Source organism: Candidatus Pelagibacter sp. HIMB1505, assembly GCF_052047915.1.
GTDB classification, from domain to species: Bacteria; Pseudomonadota; Alphaproteobacteria; order Pelagibacterales; family Pelagibacteraceae; genus Pelagibacter; species Pelagibacter communis_A.
In genome coordinates this window covers 112,039-131,215 of sequence record NZ_JBNAIR010000001.1, presented here as the reverse complement: position 1 = coordinate 131,215, position 19,177 = coordinate 112,039, and the positions used below count along the sequence as shown (strand labels likewise).

The 19,177-nt window shown below is 27.1% G+C and carries 20 protein-coding genes and 1 tRNA gene; 14 read left to right on the top strand and 7 right to left on the bottom strand.

The genetic code is table 11. The features are described from left to right. The 4 genes from lepA (at window position 1) to ACTTAU_RS00660 (ending at window position 3,145) form a co-directional block, all read left to right on the top strand. Window positions 1-1,809, top strand: a complete 1,809-nt coding sequence (gene lepA / locus ACTTAU_RS00675) for a translation elongation factor 4 (protein ID WP_438306238.1) — start codon at window positions 1-3, stop codon at window positions 1,807-1,809. A 4-nt stretch (window positions 1,810-1,813) separates the two neighbouring features. After that, window positions 1,814-2,329, top strand: coding sequence for a dTDP-4-dehydrorhamnose 3,5-epimerase (gene rfbC, locus ACTTAU_RS00670; RefSeq protein WP_438304595.1), 516 nt, complete (start codon window positions 1,814-1,816; stop codon window positions 2,327-2,329). Between the two features lie 2 nt (window positions 2,330-2,331). Further along, on the top strand, window positions 2,332-3,051 hold the full coding sequence (locus tag ACTTAU_RS00665; protein WP_438304593.1) for a sugar nucleotide-binding protein: 720 nt from the start codon (window positions 2,332-2,334) through the stop codon (window positions 3,049-3,051). Between the two features lie 4 nt (window positions 3,052-3,055). Further along, a tRNA-Ser gene (locus ACTTAU_RS00660) sits at window positions 3,056-3,145 on the top strand. On the opposite strand, the gene ACTTAU_RS00655 is transcribed toward ACTTAU_RS00660, so the two are convergent. Then, the gene (locus ACTTAU_RS00655) at window positions 3,146-4,228 is read right to left on the bottom strand and encodes an FAD-dependent oxidoreductase (RefSeq protein ID WP_438304590.1); all 1,083 of its coding nucleotides are present in this window, start codon (window positions 4,226-4,228) and stop codon (window positions 3,146-3,148) included. 34 nt (window positions 4,229-4,262) lie between these two features. Between ACTTAU_RS00655 and ACTTAU_RS00650 the strand changes: the two genes are divergently transcribed. From ACTTAU_RS00650 to ACTTAU_RS00635, 4 genes are read left to right on the top strand one after another with little or no spacing between them, the layout of a single operon-like run. After that, window positions 4,263-5,060: a glycosyl transferase family 17 gene (locus ACTTAU_RS00650; protein WP_438304588.1), complete on the top strand. Its 798-nt coding sequence runs from the start codon at window positions 4,263-4,265 to the stop codon at window positions 5,058-5,060. Then, window positions 5,045-5,941, top strand: a complete 897-nt coding sequence (locus tag ACTTAU_RS00645) for a Gfo/Idh/MocA family oxidoreductase (protein WP_438304586.1) — start codon at window positions 5,045-5,047, stop codon at window positions 5,939-5,941. The genes ACTTAU_RS00650 and ACTTAU_RS00645 overlap by 16 nt, the downstream gene beginning before the upstream one ends. A gap of 55 nt (window positions 5,942-5,996) precedes the next feature. Beyond that, window positions 5,997-8,051 carry a DNA gyrase subunit B gene (locus tag ACTTAU_RS00640; RefSeq protein WP_438304583.1) on the top strand — a complete coding sequence of 685 codons (2,055 nt, stop codon included), beginning with the start codon at window positions 5,997-5,999 and terminating at the stop codon, window positions 8,049-8,051. Between the two features lies 1 nt (window position 8,052). Beyond that, window positions 8,053-9,333 (top strand): ActS/PrrB/RegB family redox-sensitive histidine kinase, encoded by a 1,281-nt coding sequence (locus ACTTAU_RS00635; protein WP_438304582.1) that lies wholly within the window; start codon window positions 8,053-8,055, stop codon window positions 9,331-9,333. Here ACTTAU_RS00635 and ACTTAU_RS00630 read toward each other — a convergent pair. The 3 genes from ACTTAU_RS00630 to ACTTAU_RS00620 are packed head-to-tail and all read right to left on the bottom strand — an operon-like array spanning window position 9,330 to window position 12,623. Beyond that, on the bottom strand, window positions 9,330-11,132 hold the full coding sequence (locus tag ACTTAU_RS00630; protein ID WP_438304581.1) for a cobaltochelatase CobT-related protein: 1,803 nt from the start codon (window positions 11,130-11,132) through the stop codon (window positions 9,330-9,332). The genes ACTTAU_RS00635 and ACTTAU_RS00630 overlap by 4 nt on opposite strands. Then, a complete protein-coding gene (gene cobS / locus ACTTAU_RS00625) occupies window positions 11,132-12,106 on the bottom strand; it encodes a cobaltochelatase subunit CobS (protein WP_085114821.1) in 975 nt (324 codons plus the stop codon). Before cobS ends, ACTTAU_RS00630 begins: the two co-directional genes overlap by 1 nt. Next, on the bottom strand, window positions 12,096-12,623 hold the full coding sequence (locus ACTTAU_RS00620) for a J domain-containing protein (protein WP_438304578.1): 528 nt from the start codon (window positions 12,621-12,623) through the stop codon (window positions 12,096-12,098). Before ACTTAU_RS00620 ends, cobS begins: the two co-directional genes overlap by 11 nt. 19 nt (window positions 12,624-12,642) lie before the next feature. Here ACTTAU_RS00620 and ACTTAU_RS00615 point away from each other — a divergent pair, with 19 nt between their 5' ends. After that, window positions 12,643-12,903 (top strand): BolA/IbaG family iron-sulfur metabolism protein, encoded by a 261-nt coding sequence (locus ACTTAU_RS00615; protein ID WP_438304576.1) that lies wholly within the window; start codon window positions 12,643-12,645, stop codon window positions 12,901-12,903. On the opposite strand, the gene aroB is transcribed toward ACTTAU_RS00615, so the two are convergent. Together aroB and ACTTAU_RS00605 are read right to left on the bottom strand one after the other, a co-directional pair. Beyond that, on the bottom strand, window positions 12,892-13,998 hold the full coding sequence (gene aroB, locus ACTTAU_RS00610) for a 3-dehydroquinate synthase (protein ID WP_438304574.1): 1,107 nt from the start codon (window positions 13,996-13,998) through the stop codon (window positions 12,892-12,894). The two genes, ACTTAU_RS00615 and aroB, sit on opposite strands and share 12 nt — an antisense overlap. Beyond that, complete coding sequence (locus tag ACTTAU_RS00605) at window positions 13,985-14,497, bottom strand: shikimate kinase (RefSeq protein WP_438304572.1); 513 nt, start codon at window positions 14,495-14,497, stop codon at window positions 13,985-13,987. The genes aroB and ACTTAU_RS00605 overlap by 14 nt, the downstream gene beginning before the upstream one ends. A 57-nt stretch (window positions 14,498-14,554) precedes the next feature. Between ACTTAU_RS00605 and ACTTAU_RS00600 the strand changes: the two genes are divergently transcribed. Genes ACTTAU_RS00600 through truA form a run of 5 tightly spaced genes read left to right on the top strand, consistent with a single transcriptional unit; the run spans window position 14,555 to window position 18,694 of the window. Beyond that, window positions 14,555-14,734 carry a hypothetical protein gene (locus tag ACTTAU_RS00600; RefSeq protein ID WP_438304570.1) on the top strand — a complete coding sequence of 60 codons (180 nt, stop codon included), beginning with the start codon at window positions 14,555-14,557 and terminating at the stop codon, window positions 14,732-14,734. Then, the gene (locus tag ACTTAU_RS00595) at window positions 14,709-16,481 is read left to right on the top strand and encodes a hypothetical protein (RefSeq protein WP_438304569.1); all 1,773 of its coding nucleotides are present in this window, start codon (window positions 14,709-14,711) and stop codon (window positions 16,479-16,481) included. The genes ACTTAU_RS00600 and ACTTAU_RS00595 overlap by 26 nt, the downstream gene beginning before the upstream one ends. A 25-nt stretch (window positions 16,482-16,506) precedes the next feature. Next, complete coding sequence (gene def, locus ACTTAU_RS00590; protein ID WP_438304567.1) at window positions 16,507-17,025, top strand: peptide deformylase; 519 nt, start codon at window positions 16,507-16,509, stop codon at window positions 17,023-17,025. Between the two features lie 3 nt (window positions 17,026-17,028). Beyond that, complete coding sequence (fmt, locus tag ACTTAU_RS00585) at window positions 17,029-17,961, top strand: methionyl-tRNA formyltransferase (RefSeq protein ID WP_438304566.1); 933 nt, start codon at window positions 17,029-17,031, stop codon at window positions 17,959-17,961. Continuing rightward, window positions 17,954-18,694, top strand: coding sequence for a tRNA pseudouridine(38-40) synthase TruA (gene truA / locus ACTTAU_RS00580; RefSeq protein ID WP_438304565.1), 741 nt, complete (start codon window positions 17,954-17,956; stop codon window positions 18,692-18,694). Before fmt ends, truA begins: the two co-directional genes overlap by 8 nt. Here truA and ACTTAU_RS00575 read toward each other — a convergent pair. Next, entirely contained in the window at window positions 18,674-19,165 is a 492-nt protein-coding gene (locus tag ACTTAU_RS00575; RefSeq protein WP_438304562.1) for an SET domain-containing protein, read from the bottom strand. The genes truA and ACTTAU_RS00575 overlap by 21 nt on opposite strands. Window positions 19,166-19,177: the final 12 nt, after the last annotated feature.

The window sequence follows — 19,177 nt, the reverse complement described above, 5'->3', positions numbered from 1 at the left end:
ATGGGCACAATTGATCATATTAGAAATTTTGCAATCATTGCTCATATTGATCACGGAAAATCAACTATAGCAGATCGAATAATACATAAATGTGGCGGATTGACAGAAAGAGAAATGAAAGCTCAAGTTTTAGACTCAATGGATATTGAGCGTGAGCGTGGTATTACGATTAAGGCACAAACTGTAAAGTTAAATTACAAATCAAAAGACGGTAAAAATTATATTTTAAATATAATTGATACGCCTGGTCATGTTGATTTTAGTTATGAAGTGTCTCGATCTTTATATGCATGTGAAGGATCTATTTTAATTGTAGATAGCACTCAAGGTGTCGAAGCTCAAACATTGGCTAATGTTTATCAAGCTTTAGATATTAATCATGAAATTATACCAGTTTTAAATAAAACTGATTTACCAGCTTCAGACATAGACCGAACAAAAAAACAAATTGAAGATGTAATTGGAATTGAAACCGAAAATGCAGTTCCTTGTTCAGGAAAAACAGGTGAAGGAATTGATGATATATTAGAAAAAATTATTTCTTTATTACCAGCCCCCAAAGGAAATATTTCAGATGATCTAAAATGTTTGTTAGTTGATAGCTGGTATGACACTTATCTTGGAGTTGTAATTTTAGTAAGAGTTATAAATGGAAAATTAACTAAGAATATGAAAATAAAAATGCTCTCAACAAACCAAGATTATATTGTTGAAAAAGTAGGAGTTTTTACCCCCAAACCTAAAGATATGGATGAATTAAATTCAGGTGAAATTGGTTTTATAACCACTGGGATTAAAATTTTGTCAGAAACAAAAGTTGGTGACACAATTTGTGATGCAACTAAACCTAAAGTTCAGGCTTTACCAGGTTTTAAACCAAGTAAACCAGTTGTATTTTGTGGACTATTTCCAGTAGATAGCTCTGAGTATCAAAAATTAAAAGATGGCTTAGCTAAATTAAAGTTAAATGATGCAAGCTTTTCTTTTGAGGCAGAGTCATCATCAGCTTTAGGTCTTGGATTTAGATGTGGGTTTCTAGGATTACTGCACCTTGAAATTATAACTGAAAGACTCGAAAGAGAATTTGATGTTAATTTATTAACTACAACACCAGGGGTTGTTTATAAAGTAAACCTAAATAGCGGTAAAACAATAAATTTACAAAATCCTTCAAGTTTACCAGACTCAACATTGATAAAAACTATTGAGGAGCCTTGGATTAAAGCAACGATTATAACACCAGATCAATATTTAGGATCAATAATCAAACTTTGTCAGGATAAAAGAGGCATCCAAACTAACTTAACTTATTCAGGGAATAGAGCTGTTCTGAGTTATGAATTGCCCCTAAATGAAATTGTTTTTGATTTTAATGATAAAATAAAATCAATGACTAGTGGATATGCAAGTTTTGATTATGAAATTGCGGATTATAGAGAAGGCGATTTAGTTAAACTAGGTATTTTGGTTAATGGAGAACCTGTTGATGCATTGGCAATGATGATCCATAAAGATTTTGCACAAAGAACTGGTAGAGAAGTTTGTGAAAAATTAAAAGATTTAATTCCAAGACACAATTTTATGATACCAGTTCAAGCCGCAATAGGTGGAAAAATTATAGCAAGAGAAACGATCAAGGGATTTAAAAAAGATGTTTTAACAAAAATTCACGGTGGAGGTGCAACAGATAGAAAAAGAAAACTTTTAGAAAAACAAAAAAAAGGTAAAGCCCGATCTAAACAATTTGGAAAAGTGGAAATCCCACAAGAAGCATTTATTGGAGTTTTAAAAATTAAAAAAGAAGCATAAGGTTATGAAAATAATAAAAACAAAATTTCAAGACTTAGTTTTGATTAAGACTAACATCTATAAGGATAAAAGAGGTTTTTTAAAAGAAACATACAATCAAAAATTATTAAAGTATAAACTTGTTTTTGATATTATGTCTGTTTCAAAAAAAAATGTTTTAAGGGGATTACATATTCAAACAAAAAAACCTCAGGCAAAATATATAACGGTTACAAATGGCAAAATATTAGATGTTGTAGTAGATTTAAGAAAAAAATCTAAAACATTTGGAAAGTATTTTTCAATAGAAATATCAGAGGAGTCAGATTTTTCTTTGTTTGTGCCAGAAGGTTTTGCCCATGGATTTTTGTGTTTATCTGAAACATGCACGGTTAATTACAAATGTTCACAATATAGAGATAAAAATAGTGAAATGACTTTGAAATGGAATGATAAAAAATTGGGTATTAAATGGCCGAGTAAAAATCCAATTATTTCAGATAAAGATAAAAAAGGTTACTCAATTGATTTTTTTAAATAAAAATGAAAAAAAATAGAATTGTTATAACTGGTGGAACAAGTAGATTTGCATCAGTTTTAAAAAAACATAAAATTGGACATACATTATTATTCCCCAATAAAAACGAATTTAATATTTTAGATTATAAAAAAATAAGAAGTTATCTTTCAAAGTTAAAACCAAAGATATTAATTCATTTGGCTGGGCTGTCCAGGCCAATGAAGATTCATGAAGATGATATAAAAAGAAGTATCGATTTAAATATCATTGGAACCGCCAATGTCACAAAAGCTTGTGAGGAAAAAAATATTAAGTTAATTTATTTTTCAACACATTATGTTTATCCAGGCACCAAAGGTAATTACAAAGAAACAGACCCTTTGTTACCAGTTAATAATTATGCTTGGTCTAAGTTAGGCGGGGAAGCTTCAGTTCAAATGTATAAAAATTCATTAATACTTCGATTATGCATGACTGAAAAGCCTTTCGTTCATGACGCAGCTTATGCAAATGTAAAAACAAGTTTTTTGTATCATGAAAAAGTAGCTGAAATTTTAGAGAGTTTATTAAATGAAAAAGGCATTTTAAATGTAGGAGGAAAAAAAAGATTTATTTATGATTTTGTTAAAAATGATAAAAAGTCAGTTAAAAAAATTTATTTGAGAAAAAATAGTAATTCTAAAATCCCGATAAATTCATCACTAAATATTTCTAAACTGAAAAAAATTATAAAAAAAAAATAATTATGGAGAGGTGGCCGAGTGGTTGAAGGCGCACGCTTGGAAAGCGTGTAAAGGGGAAACTCTTTCATGGGTTCGAATCCCATTCTCTCCGCCATTAGAATTTTTTTGAGACTCTCTTTACGATGTTATCTGCAATATCAATTGAATGATCAATTTTTGCAGAAAATATTTGAAAGTAACTTTTATTAATTTCATTAATTGTTGAAATTCTTCTATCAGTTTTCTCCACACCTTTTTCTATAACTCTAGGGTTTATAAAAACATTTTTTGAAAATTTAATTTTTAAATTTGTACAATATTTATTTAAATCTAATTCAATTTTTTTTTTGATTTCTAATATTTCTTTAGATTTTTTACTAAACTTTATCCATCGGTCTGGCATATATTTGGAAATTTGTTGTTTAATTATAGAATGTTTAACATGATATATTAAGTGCTTGTTTCCATTTCCTTTAGGTAAAAAAGAAAAAAAATTACCATCCATTATTGCTAGTCCCATTTTTTCAAAATTTTTTAAGTAAAACTCAAATACAGCAACTAACTGATACTTTCTTTTTTTAGGAATAAAAATTTTTTTTATTAATCTATTGGATTGATCATAACTAGCATCTACTATGACATCAAAAACGTATTTTTGTTTGTTTGTAATTAAAAAATATTTATTTTTTTTGATAATTTTTTTTACTGTTTCATTTTTTTTTATCTTATTGGCACTCAATTTCAAAATTTTTTCTTTTACTTCTTTTGTTATCAAGTTCCAATCATATATTGGTTCTTTGACCCTTATACATCCAGTGATATTCTTAAATCTAATCTTAAATTTTTTAAGATTAACATTTTTATATTTTAATGAATTTTTTTTACAAAATTTTAGATAAGTTTGAAAATCTATTTTACTTTCTTTGGCTATAGCATAATAATTCTCAAAATTTTTTACTACAGATTTTTTAAAAAATTTATAAAATTTTTTATACCCTTTATATGATTGTTGAGCTGTTTGATCGTCGCGTGGATAGTGATATCCAAAATGAATACGATTTAAGTTATTCGTTGATGCACCAAGCAAAATGTCCTTTTTTTTTTCAAAAAGTACACAGTCATAACCCTTATTTTTAAGTTTTATGTAAGAAGTGACTCCAAATAAACCACCGCCAATAATTGCAATTTTTTTATTCATTTTGACTTAGTAATCATTTAAAGAATATTTGTATATGAATATTTTGGATTGCGTAACTTATTTTGATGAAGACATTGTTTTAGATTTAAGGCTCAACATTCTCAACAAGCATGTTACAAAATTCATAATTACAGAGGGAGCATTTGATCACCGAGGAAACAAAAGAGAATTGAATTTTGATATAAATAAATTCAGCGAATTTAAAGATAAAATTATATATCTGCCCGTAACCAAATTTCCAAATTTAGAAAATCCATGGTCCATGTTAGAGTATCAAAGAAATTATTCCCTAAATGAAATAAAAAAATATGATGATGATACAATTATAATCATTTCAGATGTGGATGAAATTCCAAATCCTAACAAAATTCATCTCTTTATTGATGATAAATATAGTGAAGGTGTATTTGAACAGAATTTTTTTTATTACAAATTAAATTTAATTAATGAGACACAGTCTGAATGGTATGGAAGTAAAATAACTAGAAAAAAATATTTAAAGACACCAAACAAATTAAGGGAAAAAAAAATTAAACAATACCCTTGGTGGAGATTTGACAAACCAAGAAATATTAAGATTATAAAAGATGGTGGCTGGCATTTTTCATTTTTATATGATGTTGATGGTATCATAAAAAAAATTAGTTCATTTCAACATACAGAATTTGACAAAGATGAATACAAAGATAAATCAACAATTATAAAAAAAATTGAAAATGGGGAAGACTTGTTTAATAGAGGCTTCAAGTTTAATAAAAGAAAAATAGATGATAATTTCCCAGAATATTTAATCAAAAATATAGAAAAATATAAAAATTGGATACTAAAATAAATTTAGCACTTGTAGGCTTTGGAAAATTTGGAAAAAAATATTATAAAAATATCTTAGAAGATAATAGATTTGAATTAAAAGTTATTTTTAGAAAACAAATAAAAAATTTTGATAAAACAAATAAAAAATTTTCATTAAAAGAAATAAAAAAAAATAACATTCAAGCAGCAATAATTTGCACTCCAGTTAACACACATTACAGGCTATCTAAGATATTTATTGAAAATAAGATACCAATTATCTTAGAAAAACCTGCTTCAACAAATTTCAATAACATTAAAAAACTCTTAAAACTTGCTCAAAAAAAAAAATCTTCAGTAATTGTAAATCACTCAGATTTACATAATAAAAATTTTGAATTAATTCTTAAAAAAAAGAGACTTATTGGTCAAATTAATTTCATCAAATGTCATTTTGGAAAATATAACAATAATTACAGTAAAGATAAAAGCCCTTTTAACGATTGGATACCTCATCCATTGTCATTAGTTATCACTTTGCTTAACAATATTAAAAAATTCAAAATAAAGAGTGTCGTAAATAGTGTTAAGAAAAAAAGTAGTAAAATTTTTCAATTTAGCCATATAAAATTAAATTTTGATGAGCAAATTAATTGTGAAGTAACAATTTGGAATACTTTAAAAAAAAAACAGAGGCAATTAGTTGTTTATGGCAGAAATGGATTTATTAATTATGATGGTTACAATGCAAGTAATAATTTTATCAATCTAAAAAGAAAAAAAATTAAAATAAACAGCAAAATAACACCAATGGAAAATATTTTGACAAGATTATATAAAACTGTATCTACAAAAAGATTTATTTCTGACCTTCCATTAGCTCTAAAAATTGAGGCAATTAATAGTAAAATCAGGTTTTAAAAATTTTTTTTTAAAAAAAAAACTGATATAATTAAAATACTTAATTCTTACATAAATGAATAAAAATAATTATCAAGCAGACTCGATTAAAGTTTTAAAAGGTCTTGAAGCAGTTAGAAAAAGACCAGGTATGTATATTGGCGATACCGATGATGGTACTGGTTTACATCATATGGTTTATGAAGTTGTAGATAATTCTATTGATGAGGCTTTAGCGGGTTATTGTAAAAATATTTTTGTAAAAATTAATAATGATGGAACGATAACTGTTAGAGATGACGGTAGAGGTATACCAGTTGATATGCATAAAGGAGAAAAAAAATCTGCAGCTGAGGTAATTATGACTCAACTTCATGCTGGTGGAAAATTTGATCATGACTCTTATAAAGTTTCAGGTGGCTTACATGGTGTTGGTGTATCAGTAGTAAATGCTTTATCTGAGAAACTAGAATTAGAAATTCATAGAGATGGTAAAAAATATTATATAGAATTTAAAGATGGTGAAGCAAAAAAACCACTTAAAGAAATTGGTAAGTCAAAAGAGTCAGGAACACAAATAACTTTCTTGCCATCTAAAGAGATTTTTTCATCTGTTAAATTTAGTGCAAATATTCTTATCAAAAGAATGAGAGAATTAGCTTTCTTAAATAAAGGGATTAAGATTATTTTTACGGATGCAAGTTTAAAAAAAGAGAAAGTTACAGAGTTTAAATTTGATGGAGGAGTTTTAGAGTTTGTAGAATTTTTAGATGAAAAAAGAGAAAAACTGCAAAATAAAAATGGTAACGATTTATTTAAAAGACCTATTTATATTGAAGGTAAAAAAGATAACATCGAAATAGAGTGTTCATTGAAATGGAATGGTGGTTACTCAGAGGACGTTCTTCCTTATACTAATAATATTTTTCAAAAAGATGGAGGCACACATGTTTTAGGATTTAGAAGTGCTTTGACTAGAATAATTAATAAATATGCAAATGAACATAATTTATTAAAAAAAAATAAACTAGCCATTTCTGGCGATGATATAAAAGAGGGGCTAACTTGTGTTTTATCAACCAAAATTCCTGATCCAAAATTTTCATCACAAACTAAAGATAAATTAGTTTCATCAGAAGTAAGAATGATTGTTGAAACAATCGTGAATGAAAAATTATCTATATGGTTTGATCAGAATCCTTCAGTTGCAAAAATTATACTTGCAAAAATTATTCAAGCTGCCATGGCGAGAGATGTTGCAAGAAAAGCTCGAGAAAATGTTAGAAGAAAAGGCGCTTTAGAATTAAGCGGTTTACCTGGTAAATTAGCTGATTGTCAGATTGGAAAACAGGAGGGAACAGAATTATTTATAGTTGAGGGGGACTCAGCTGGAGGCTCTGCCAAGCAAGGGAGAAATAGATCTAATCAGGCAGTTTTACCTTTGAGAGGAAAAATATTGAATACGTATGTTGAAGATATTCAATTAAAAAAAAATGGCAATAGAGATAACTCAGATCAAAAAACTAAAGCTCTATCAAAAATGATTTCATCTAATGAAATTGTTACTTTAATAAATGCATTAGGACTTGATCCAAAAGCTGAAGAAATTGATCTTAAAGATTTAAGATATGGTAAAATTATAATTATGACAGATGCTGATGTTGATGGATCACACATTAGAGCCTTATTGCTTACTTTTTTTAATAACAAGCCATTCAACAAGTTAATTGAGTATGGTCATGTATATCTGGCACAACCTCCTTTGTTTAAAATTAACAAAGGTTCTAAAGGAATATACATCAAGGATGAAAAGGAATTGGAGGAGTATATAATTAACAATAATAAAGACCTAAAAAAGTTTAAACAGGGATCAAAAGAATTTATTGCTCGAGTTGATGAAGAGAAATCCAAAATGAATATTCAAAGATTTAAAGGCTTAGGTGAGATGAACCCAGAAGAGCTTTGGAGCACCACACTTGATCCAGAGACAAGGAACTTACTTCAAGTCCAATATTCTAAAGACTCAAAAAAGGATCAAAGCTTAATTCATACACTTATGGGTAATGATGTTGCTTTAAGAAAAGATTTTATAATTTCAAACTCTATAAATGTACAAAATCTAGATATATAAGATGAAGTTTTTTGAAACTTCAAAATATTTTTCTCTAAAAAAATCTACTTATATAACGTTAAGATGGATTGGTTTTTTTGGACAGCTTTTAGCAATTTTTATTGTCTATACTTTCTTAGGATTTGAGTTTAATTTTTTATTAGCAAATTTTATTGTTTTAGTAGGAGTATTAAGCAATTTATTCCTAATATATATTTACAAAAAAACTCAGCTTTCAGAAAGATCAGCATTTATATTTTTAATTATAGATATATTACAGTTAACATTTCTTTTGTATTTAACAGGCGGTGTAGCTAATCCTTTTATAATTTTTTTGATAATACCAAGTATTTTTTCATCTTTTAACTTAGGCTTTAGAATTAATATATTTATTGTGATAATCACCTCTATATGTATTTTATCATTAACTTTTTTTTATCAACCACTTCCAAGTCCTTTAAATTTAACTACTTCAATTAATAATTACGTTTATTATTCTATTCCCTTGGCACTTATCTCTGCATTAATTTTTATGAATTATTTTGCCTTGGCTTTTGAAGATCAAACCCGATTAAGAAAAGAAGCTTTGAGTAGAATGGATGAAGTAATGGCAAAAGAGCATGAGCTTTTGTCTTTGGGTGGGCAGGCAGCTGCTGCAGCCCATTCTCTTGGAACTCCCTTATCTACAATTAAATTAGTTGCACAAGAATTAAAGAAACAATTTGAAGATCAAAAAGATATAGAAAAAGATATTGAACTACTGACCAGTCAAGTTGATCGATGTAATGAAATTTTAAAAAGATTAAGCTTAAATACCAACGATGAAGATGATTTTATTGATGAAGATTTAACAATAAAAGATTATTTAGATGAAATCATAACTTCATTTGAGAATATAAGTGACAAAAATTTTGTATTTAATTTTGATCAAAATTCAAATCACCAAAAAATTATAAAGTCTATTGAAATCATATATGGTTTAAGAAACTTTATAGGGAATGCCAATAAATTTGCAAAAAAAAATATTTTTATAACTTTAAAAAGTGATAGTGAGTTCACTGAAATTACAGTTGAGGATGATGGACCAGGTTATCCAAGTGATATATTGCCAAAAATTGGTGAACCATATTTAAAAACTTTTAACACTGATCAGAAATCAAGAGCTGGTCTTGGGCTAGGTATTTTTATTGGAAAAACTCTTTTAGAAAAAAATTTTGCAAATGTTAATTGTAGAAATTCTAAAACTCGAAGTGGTGCTGAAGTTGTGATTAAATGGATTAATAAAGATTTATTTAATATTTAATGGAGCTTTTTTTTACTATCAAATAATGAGCTTAATTGAGAAATCATAACATCACCTAACTCATTCACATCTGTTATCTTAATTGCTCGATTATAATATCTCGAAACATCATGACCTATTCCTATCGCTAAAACTTCTATCTCAGTTTTATCTTCAATAAATTTTACCATTTTTTTAAGATGTTTTTCTAAAAAATCTCCTGAATTTACTGATAGAGTTGAATCATCAACAGGAGCACCATCTGAGATAACCATCAAAATCTTTCTTTCTTCTTTTCTTTTTTTTAATCTAGATAAGGCCCAATTAATGGCCTCTCCATCTATATTTTCTTTAAGCAAACCCTCTTTAAGCATTAATCCAAGATTATTTTTTGCTTGCCTCCAATGGGTATCAGCACCTTTGTAAACAATATGTCTTAAATCGTTTAGTCTTCCAGGAGTTTTTGGTTTATCTTGTTTATTCCAATATTCTCTACTCTGACCACCTTTCCAATTTTTTGTTGTAAAACCTAAAATTTCAACTTTGACAGAACATCTTTCTAAAGTTCTAGATAAAATGTCTGCACATATAGCTGCAATAGTGATTGGTCTTCCTCTCATAGAACCAGAGTTATCAATCAATAAAGTTACAATAGTATCTTTAAAGTCCAGATCTTTTTCTTTTTTAAAAGATAAAGAATTATAGGGATCCATAATAATTCTTGGAAGTTTTGAACTATCCAACAAACCCTCCTCCAAATCAAATTCCCAAGCTCTATTTTGTTTTGCTAATAATTGTCTTTGTAATTTATTTGCAAGTTTTGTTACTACATCTTGAAAACCAATCAGTTGTTGATCTAAAGTTTTTCTAAGCTTATTAGCTTCATCTGCATTTTCTAAGTTTTCTGCTTTAATAATCTCATCAAATTTTGTCGTGTAGATTCTATATTCTAGATTTAAATCATTGATATTCTTTTTTTGGATGACTTGCTCTGAACTTTGTTTATCAGAGTCTGTATCAACTAACTGTTCATCTAATTTGTATTCGTCAATATCATAGTCAGAATCCAAGCTGGCTTCAGTTTCTTGTTCTTTATTTTCATCTTTTTGATCTTCAGATTCACTCTCTTGATCGTCATTTGATGGATTATCCTGACCTTCATCCTGATTATTTTCTTTTGTTTCTTCATTATCCTCTGTTTGAAATATATCCATATCCTGTAATAATTTAGAAAATTTAGAGCAATATGCATTCTGATCTTCAAAGTTATCTTTCAAAAAATTGATATGTTTGCTTATAGATTGATCAAAATCTTGTTCCCAAAAATTTAACATTTTAGATGAAAGAGAATTTAATTTTATATCATAAAAATTTTTTAGCATATAAAGTTCGAAAGCTTCAGTTACAGGGACATCTTCTTTTGTTTTGAGCTGATCTTTTCTTTTTAGACTGATCATTTGGCTGTAATTGTCTTTGAGGTTTTTTTCAATACCTTTAAGCATTTTGCCACCTAAAGTTTCATATCTAATTTTTTCTGCAATTGCATATAAAGATTTACAATTTGAGTTATTTGGAAGATTTTTCTTATAGATTTCATCGTTAGAAAATTTTCTTTTTAAAGCAGAGGAATCTGCCTCAGCTCTTGCTTTTATAAAGTCTATTTTACTATTAAGATTATCTAATTCGAAAAAATCAAATTTATTCGAACTTTTATTGTCTTTATTTTTTTGTTTTATTTCTAAATCATCAGAAATAACTCTGATAGTGGATGCTAAAGCCTGTCTTAATTTTTCTTTGAGATTTGTTTCTTTACTACTCATTAAATTTGAATATTAAGCAAAGACTCAGGTAAATCTTCTCCAAAACATCTTTGATAATATTCGGCGATGGTATTTTTTTCCATTTCATCACACTTATTTAAAAAAGTTACTCTAAATGCATATCCTGTGTCTTTGAAGATTTCAGCATTATCAGCCCAATGTAGAACTGTTCTTGGACTCATTACAGTTGATATGTCTCCAGCTATGAACCCTTTTCTTGTCAGGGCTGCAACTTTTATCATATTTGCAATTTTTTCTTTACCTTTCGGATTATCTAAATTTTTATTTTTACCTAATATAATTTCCATCTCTCTTTCTAAGCTTAGGTAGTTAAGAGTTGTAACAATATTCCATCTATCCATTTGTCCTTGGTTAATTTGCTGTGTCCCATGATAAAGTCCAGTTGTGTCACCCAAACCAACAGTGTTTGAGGTTGCAAAAAGTCTAAAATATTTATTTTGTTTAATAACTTTATTTTTGTCTAGAAGTGTAAAATTTCCCTCAGCCTCCAAAACCCTCTGAATTACAAACATTACATCTGGTCTTCCTGCATCATATTCATCAAACACTAGTGCAACCGGATTTTGAATTGACCAAGGTAAAATACCTTCGTTGAATTGAGTTACTTGTTTGCCGTCTTTTAAAACAATTGCATCTTTTCCAATAAGGTCAATACGACTAACATGACTATCTAAATTAACCCTGACACATGGCCAATTTAATCTAGCAGCTATTTGTTCTATGTGAGTTGATTTTCCAGTTCCATGATAGCCTTGGACCAAAACTCTTTTGTTGAATGCAAACCCAGATATTATTGCAAGTGTTGTGTCTCTATCAAATTTATAAGTTTTATCAATTTCAGGCACGTATTCACTTTTTTTAGAAAAAGCTTCTATTTCCATATCAGAGTCGATGCCAAATGTTTGTTTAACAGAAATTTTGATATCAGGTTTTGAATTAAGATTAGGTGTCAATTTTTTCTCTATAAGTATTTTTTAGCTGAGTATAAGCTAAGGTTATTTGTTTAAGTTTTTCCTCGTATTTTTTGTTCCCAGCATTTATATCGGGATGAAATTTTTTGACAAGGATTTTAAATTTTTCCTGAATTTTTTGCCATTTTAAACCAACTGATACTCCTAAAATCCCAAAAGCTTTAATATCTTTGTGATCAAATTTAAATTTACTCATATGATTAAACTCACCTTTAAATTTATCTTTGTCTAGTTCATCTCTCAGAGTGTTATTCCACAAAACTTTAAAAAAATTATCAGATGAGCTGAAGCTTTGAGTTGGCTTATGCCAGATCATATCAGATTTTAAAAAATCAATTACCTGATCATCATTCATACCCGAAAAATAATTCCAATTTTTATTAAATTCTTTTACATGCTCTAAGCAAAGTAAACGATATTTTTTGCTATTATCTTTTTCAACCGGCGCTTTATATTCACCAGTTTCATTACAATTATTCCAGTCACATATGTTTTTCATGGTATAGTAAACAATATTTATGAATATAAATGAACTAATTGCAATCGTAAAAAAAAAACTAATCAATGAAATTAAAATTGAAAAAATTGAAGTGGAAGATAAATCTTTCTTACATAAAAATCACTCAGGTCATCAAGAAGGAAAGTTTCATTTAAAACTTAAAATTGAGTCAGAAGAATTAAAAGTTTTAAATAAAATTGAGAGTAATAAAAAAATTTACAAAGCTTTAGATCAAGAAATGAAAGACTATATTCACTCTTTACAAATATCAATTAATTAATTTTATTTTTAAAAAATCATGAATTTTAATATTGGTGTATTCATTATTAATTACAGATGATCCTATTTTTTTTAATAATATTAAATTTATTTTTTTTGAAGAATTTTTTTTATCTTTCGTCATGAACTTTAAAATTTTTTTTAAATCTTTTTTTGAAAAGTAATCTTTAATGTTTGAGGGTAATCCTGCTTTTACAATATGGTTTATTATAAATTTACACTGATTAAGTTTTATTAATTTTACATTTAGACTGAATTGGAGGGCTGTTACAATTCCAAGAATTACAGCCTCGCCGTGATTAAGTTTTTTTGAATACCCAAGAGAGGCTTCAAAAGCATGAGCAAAAGTGTGACCAAAATTCAAAACTTTTCTAATATTTTTTTCTTTTTCATCTTTTTCAACAATTGTTTTTTTTATTTTGCAACTTTCATAAATAGCTTTTTCAATAAAAGGACTTTTTAAATCCAAAACCTTTGACCAATTTATATTAAGATATTTAAAAAAATTCTTATTTAGTATTAATGAATGTTTAAAAATTTCTCCGTAACCACAAATGATTTCTCTTTTTGGAAGAGACTTTAAAAATTCAGTGTCACTAATAACCATTTTTGGTTGATAAAAACTTCCAATAAGATTTTTTCCTTCTTTTGTATTCACCCCTGTTTTACCACCAATAGACGAGTCAACTTGAGATAACAATGTTGTTGGAATATTAATAAAATTTAAACCTCTTTTATACAAACTGGCAGCAAAACCACCGACATCACCTGTAATACCACCACCAACTGTTATCAAACAATCTTGTCTTGAAAAGTTTTTGTTAAGTAAAATTTTCAAAATTTCATTTACAATTTTAATATTTTTATTTTTTTCATTGGCATTAAAATTGAACTTGAATATTTTTTTCTTTTTTAAACCTTGTGAAATTTTATTGATCAATTTTTTTGGAACATTCTTATCGATAACTAAAAGGCATTGATTAAAAATAATAGAATTTTTACTTAGATGTGAGCCTATATTTTTGATTAAATTAGAACCAATTATAATTGGATAATTGTCTGAATTTGTTTTTACATTTAATTTAATTGGCTTCATAGATTTTAGTTATTTTTTTTACAATTTCATTCTTTGTGAGGTTCTCACAATCAATTTTATACATTGCTTTTGAATAAATAATAGATCGTTTTTGAATTAACTCCTCAATTTCTTTTTTAGATGATTTATGTGCAATAGGTCTTTTTTTGCTATCTTTAATTCTATTGATCAATGTTTTCACATCCCAATTTAACCAAAAAGAAATATGATTTTCTAAAACCTCTTTTTTAATTTTATTATTTAGAAATGCACCACCACCAAGAGAAATTACAGTTTGTTTATTTTTAAGAACTCTTAAAGTTTCCACCTCTTCAATTTGTCTGAAATATTTTTCACCTTTTTTTTCAAATATTTCAGAAATTTTTAAATCTAATTTTTTTTCAATATGAATATCTATATCAATAAATTCTAAATTTAGTTTTTTTGATACTAATGAACCAATTGATGATTTTCCTGAACCCATCATGCCTAAAAAAACTAAATTTTCTTTTGAATTCATAAGTTTCTGTATTGAAAAAACACAATTATGTCTTAATTTGATTTTAACCAACGTTATATGCAATTTACTAGAAATACAAGTTCAGGCAAGAGTGCTACAGGTTTAATTGTAAAACTAGGTTTAGTTTTAATTTTATTCATTGGGGCAATTTTCTTGCTAAGTAAAATAGATTTTCCAGCTCCAAAAAAAGAAATAGAAAAAATTATTCCTAATGAAAATTTTAAAATTGTTAAATAACAAATATTTATCAATTCTATTATTAATTTTTTTAAGTACATTTAATGCTAATGCAGAAGATAAGCCTATTGACATATGGAACATTGATGAAAATGAAATTGAGGAAAGTTCAATAAGTAATAATCAAAACAATTTAGAAACTAATAATACTGCAATTTCTCAACCAAGTATTTTTGATCTCCAATCAGAAAAAGAAATTGAAACTGTTCAAGTAAGTTCAGATTTAAATTCTCAAGAAATAAAGATAATTGGCCTTTATGATCCAGAAGATTATGACCTTCAAATTAATATGTGGTCTAATTCTAACGGTGACCAATTAAAGTATCTTTTTACAAATATAAATAAAATGCAACTTTCTAAAGATGCATCAGATTTGTTAAATATAGTGTTATTAACTAATTCTTATAATCCTGAAATTAATATTACTAATGAAGAATTTCTAAATATCAGATCTAATTGGCTGATTAAGAACAAGGATAGGGAGTTAATTGAGGAATATTTAGTAAAAAACCAAATTTTAAACTTACATCCTGATTTAAGTAGATATTTAGTAGATCAATATTTATCAGAGGCAAATATTGAAAAAGCTTGTGAATTATTTTTAAAAAATTCAGAAGTCATAAATGATGAATATCTTTCAAAATTTAATTTATATTGCTTAATAAATGCCGGTAGGTCTGAGGAGGCACAGTTAATTTTAGACTTAAAAAAAGAACTAGGTTTCAATGATGAATATTTTGAAAAAAAACTTAATTATTTATTTGGTTACACTCAAGACCCAGATCCATCAATTTCTGAAACTTCCATATTAGATTTTCACCTAGCTCATAGAACTAATCCAGATTTTGTTTTTGAACCAAAAAAAAATACAGATCCTCAAATTTGGAAATATTTATCAGCTTCAAATTTATTATTTGATATTGAAGAAGTCGATATTGTTGAAGAAGAAAAAATTTCTTTAATTGAAAAAGCAACACATGATAAAAATTATTCTGAGAAAGACTTATTTGCTTTATATAAAAGGTTTCAATTTAATATTAACCAATTACTAAATGCCTCTGAGTCTTATAAGTCACTATCAAATATAGAAGCGAGAGCTTTAATTTATCAAAGATCTTTAATCGAATCTGATACTGAAAAAAAATTAGAATTTCTCAAACTTTTGAAAGATTTATTTATTAAAGATGAATATTCAAATGCATTTGATATTGAGCTTAAACAAACTTTAGAGACAATTGAACCTGATGATGTGCCATCTAATTTTACGACATTTTACTTTGATAATATTCAAGAAGACAGTGTTGAATTAAAAGATATTAAGTTTAATAAAGATATTTTACATCAATCAAGACTAGTTAATTATTTTAATGGTGATTTTGCAAAATCTAAAATTGAAAAAGATCTCGATAATTTTTTAAAAAAAATCAAAAAAAATAAGAAATATGTTTTATCTAAAAAAGATATAATGTTGATCGAATCTATTAAGTCAGATGGGATTGAAATTTCTAAAAAATATGAAGACCTTTACGAAATAAATGAATCTGAAATGCCCACTGATATTCAGGTTATGATTAATAATAACGAAATTGGATCAACTGTATTAAGAATTATAGAAGTAATTGGACAAGATAATCTTACAGATTTAGATGAAGATACTTTGTATTTTATAATTAGTGCATTAAATCAGCTTGATATTGATTACATTAGAAATAAAATTTTATTAAAAGTTCTACCTTTAAAAGTCTAAAAAAATTAATTAGAATACATTCATTATGGCCGTTAAACCTATATTAACAGAACCTAATAAACTACTAAGACAAGTCTCAAAACCTGTTGATAAAGTTACTAAAGACGAGCAAAAATTAATGGATGACATGCTTGATACTATGTATGCAGCAAATGGTATAGGACTTGCGGCTATTCAAATTGGAATTCCAAAAAGAATAATTGTAATGGACATAAGTAAAGATCTTGAAAAAAAAGAACCAAGATATTTCGTTAATCCTGTAATTAGAAATAAAGATCCAGAAAAAGCTACTTATGAAGAGGGCTGTTTATCAGTTCCAAATCAATTTGCTGAAATTGATCGACCAAGTCAATGTGATGTGGACTATTTGGACTATAATGGAGAAAGACAAACTTTACATGCAAGTGGATTATTAGCTACATGTATTCAGCATGAGATGGATCATTTAGAAGGTGTTTTGTTCATAGATTATTTATCTAAGTTAAAAAAATCAATGATTATAAAAAAACTATCAAAGCTAAAGTCCAATCAGATAGTTATTTAATTAATGCAAAAAAAAATTGTGTTTATGGGGACACCTGAATTTTCAGTCCCTATTTTAAAATCAATTTATGAAAACAATTTTTCAATTGAGGCTGTCTATACTCAACCGCCACAAAAATCACAAAGAGGACAAAAACTAAATAAGTCACCCATCAATCAATTAGCAGATAGTCTAGGTATTAATTGTAGAACTCCAGTTAGTTTAAAAAAAAATTATGAAGAATTAGAATTTATAAAAAAAATTAATCCAGATATTGTGATTGTGGTGGCATACGGCCAAATAATTCCAAAGGAATTTTTAGAAATATGTAAATTAGGTTTTATCAATATACATGGGTCTATCCTTCCAAAATGGCGTGGTGCTGCACCTATTCAACGAGCTATAATGAACTTAGATAAAGAAACAGGAATAAGTATTATGAAGATAAAAGAAAAGTTAGACTCTGGTCCTGTCTGTGCAATTTATAAAATTGAATTAAATCCAAGTGATAATGCCTTTGAGGTTTCAAAAAAGTTATCTTTATTAGCATCAGAAAAAATAATAATTGAAATTAATAATATTTTGAATGGAAAAGCCAAATTTATTGAACAGAATCATGAATTAGTGACCTATGCAGCTAAAATAGATAAATCTGAAGGACTTATAAATTGGAAGGAGGATGCAAAAAAAATTTTTGGTAAAGTTAATGGTCTATTTCCAATTCCAGGTGCATTTTTTATTTATAAAAATGAGAGATATAAAATTTTAAAAGCTGAAATAGACAAAAATCAGGGTAATGCAGGTGAAGTTTTGACACATGATTTAGAAGTTGCGTGCGGTGATAATCATTCTCTAAAAATTTTAGAAATACAAAGACAAGGAAAAAAACCTCAAAAGATAGAAGAATTCATTCTTGGCTCTCAAATCAAAAAGGGTGCTAGTTTATTAAATGTATAAATATCAAATCTTAATTGAATATGTCGGCACTAATTATAGGGGCTGGCAAATACAAAAAAAAGGTCAAACAATTCAAGGTGTTCTTCAAGATAAGATTTCAAAACTTCTTAAGGAAAAAGTTACAGTTATTGGCTCAGGGAGAACAGATGCTGGTGTCCATGCTATTTCTCAATCTGCTCATTTTGAGTGTAAAAATTTAATTTTAGATAAGGATAAATTTTTGAAATCTATTAATCATTTTTTAAAAAATAAAATGATCTCAGTTTTAAATGTAAAAAAAAAAAATAAAAAATTTCACGCTAGATATTCTGCAAAGGAAAGAGTTTATGAATACGTTATTTACAATAGGATTAGCCCTCCTGTGCTTTATCATGATAGAGGCTGGCATATAATGAAAAAACTTAATCTTAAAGAAATGAGAAATGGAGCAAAAAAATTAATAGGAACTAAAGATTTTTCGACTTTTAGAGCTTCAAGTTGTAATGCAAAAAGTCCAATACGAACAATGAAGTCTATAAAAATAAAAAATCAAAATGATAAAATATCTATTGAGTTTAGATCCCAATCTTTTTTACAACAACAAGTAAGATCAATGGTTGGTTGTTTGAAGTATTTGGGCGAAGAGAAATGGAGTCTTAAAAAATTTGATAGAATTATAAAATTAAAGAAAAGAGAAAATTGTGCGCCACCAGCACCTGCTAAAGGCCTTTTTTTATCTAGAGTTTTTTATTAGATTTTTTTTATTACTCATTGCAAACTTTTTATTAATTCTCCATCTAGATTCAGCTCTTACAATATAACCACAACAATTTTTAGATTTACACTTGCATGGAAATTGTTTGTAATTTTCATCAAAACCAAATCCATAATCACACGTAAATTCTTCACCCTTTTTAATATCTCTAATTGCTTTAACCCAAATTTTGAGACCCTTGCCATCATAATCACAATTATTATCACAAGAGTGATTGATTAATCCTGCAGTGTTCCATGGAAAATCTCCATCTAAATCATATTTTTTATTTATCGTAAAAAGATAAATTGGTTTACTATTGTCATATTTATCTGACTCTTCTGTTTCTTTTTTGGTGATTAACTTTCCAACATAATCGATAATTTTTGTTCCTTCTTTAATATCTTTAGTTGCATAAAGACCTCGACCTTTTTTATCAATTGCAGATCTTTTAATTCTATATAATTTCATAAAACATCTCTT

Bases quoted from the DNA above. Each gene is read 5' to 3' on its own strand.
- lepA (WP_438306238.1), top strand. From the start codon at position 1: ATGGGCACAATTGATCATATTAGAAATTTTGCAATCATTGCTCATATT.
- rfbC (WP_438304595.1), top strand. From the start codon at position 1,814: ATGAAAATAATAAAAACAAAATTTCAAGACTTAGTTTTGATTAAGACT.
- ACTTAU_RS00665 (WP_438304593.1), top strand. From the start codon at position 2,332: ATGAAAAAAAATAGAATTGTTATAACTGGTGGAACAAGTAGATTTGCA.
- ACTTAU_RS00655 (WP_438304590.1), bottom strand. From the start codon at position 4,228: ATGAATAAAAAAATTGCAATTATTGGCGGTGGTTTATTTGGAGTCACT.
- ACTTAU_RS00650 (WP_438304588.1), top strand. From the start codon at position 4,263: ATGAATATTTTGGATTGCGTAACTTATTTTGATGAAGACATTGTTTTA.
- ACTTAU_RS00640 (WP_438304583.1), top strand. From the start codon at position 5,997: ATGAATAAAAATAATTATCAAGCAGACTCGATTAAAGTTTTAAAAGGT.
- ACTTAU_RS00635 (WP_438304582.1), top strand. From the start codon at position 8,053: ATGAAGTTTTTTGAAACTTCAAAATATTTTTCTCTAAAAAAATCTACT.
- ACTTAU_RS00630 (WP_438304581.1), bottom strand. From the start codon at position 11,132: ATGAGTAGTAAAGAAACAAATCTCAAAGAAAAATTAAGACAGGCTTTA.
- ACTTAU_RS00620 (WP_438304578.1), bottom strand. From the start codon at position 12,623: ATGAAAAACATATGTGACTGGAATAATTGTAATGAAACTGGTGAATAT.
- ACTTAU_RS00615 (WP_438304576.1), top strand. From the start codon at position 12,643: ATGAATATAAATGAACTAATTGCAATCGTAAAAAAAAAACTAATCAAT.
- aroB (WP_438304574.1), bottom strand. From the start codon at position 13,998: ATGAAGCCAATTAAATTAAATGTAAAAACAAATTCAGACAATTATCCA.
- ACTTAU_RS00605 (WP_438304572.1), bottom strand. From the start codon at position 14,497: ATGAATTCAAAAGAAAATTTAGTTTTTTTAGGCATGATGGGTTCAGGA.
- ACTTAU_RS00600 (WP_438304570.1), top strand. From the start codon at position 14,555: ATGCAATTTACTAGAAATACAAGTTCAGGCAAGAGTGCTACAGGTTTA.
- ACTTAU_RS00595 (WP_438304569.1), top strand. From the start codon at position 14,709: ATGAAAATTTTAAAATTGTTAAATAACAAATATTTATCAATTCTATTA.
- def (WP_438304567.1), top strand. From the start codon at position 16,507: ATGGCCGTTAAACCTATATTAACAGAACCTAATAAACTACTAAGACAA.
- fmt (WP_438304566.1), top strand. From the start codon at position 17,029: ATGCAAAAAAAAATTGTGTTTATGGGGACACCTGAATTTTCAGTCCCT.
- truA (WP_438304565.1), top strand. From the start codon at position 17,954: ATGTATAAATATCAAATCTTAATTGAATATGTCGGCACTAATTATAGG.
- ACTTAU_RS00575 (WP_438304562.1), bottom strand. From the start codon at position 19,165: ATGAAATTATATAGAATTAAAAGATCTGCAATTGATAAAAAAGGTCGA.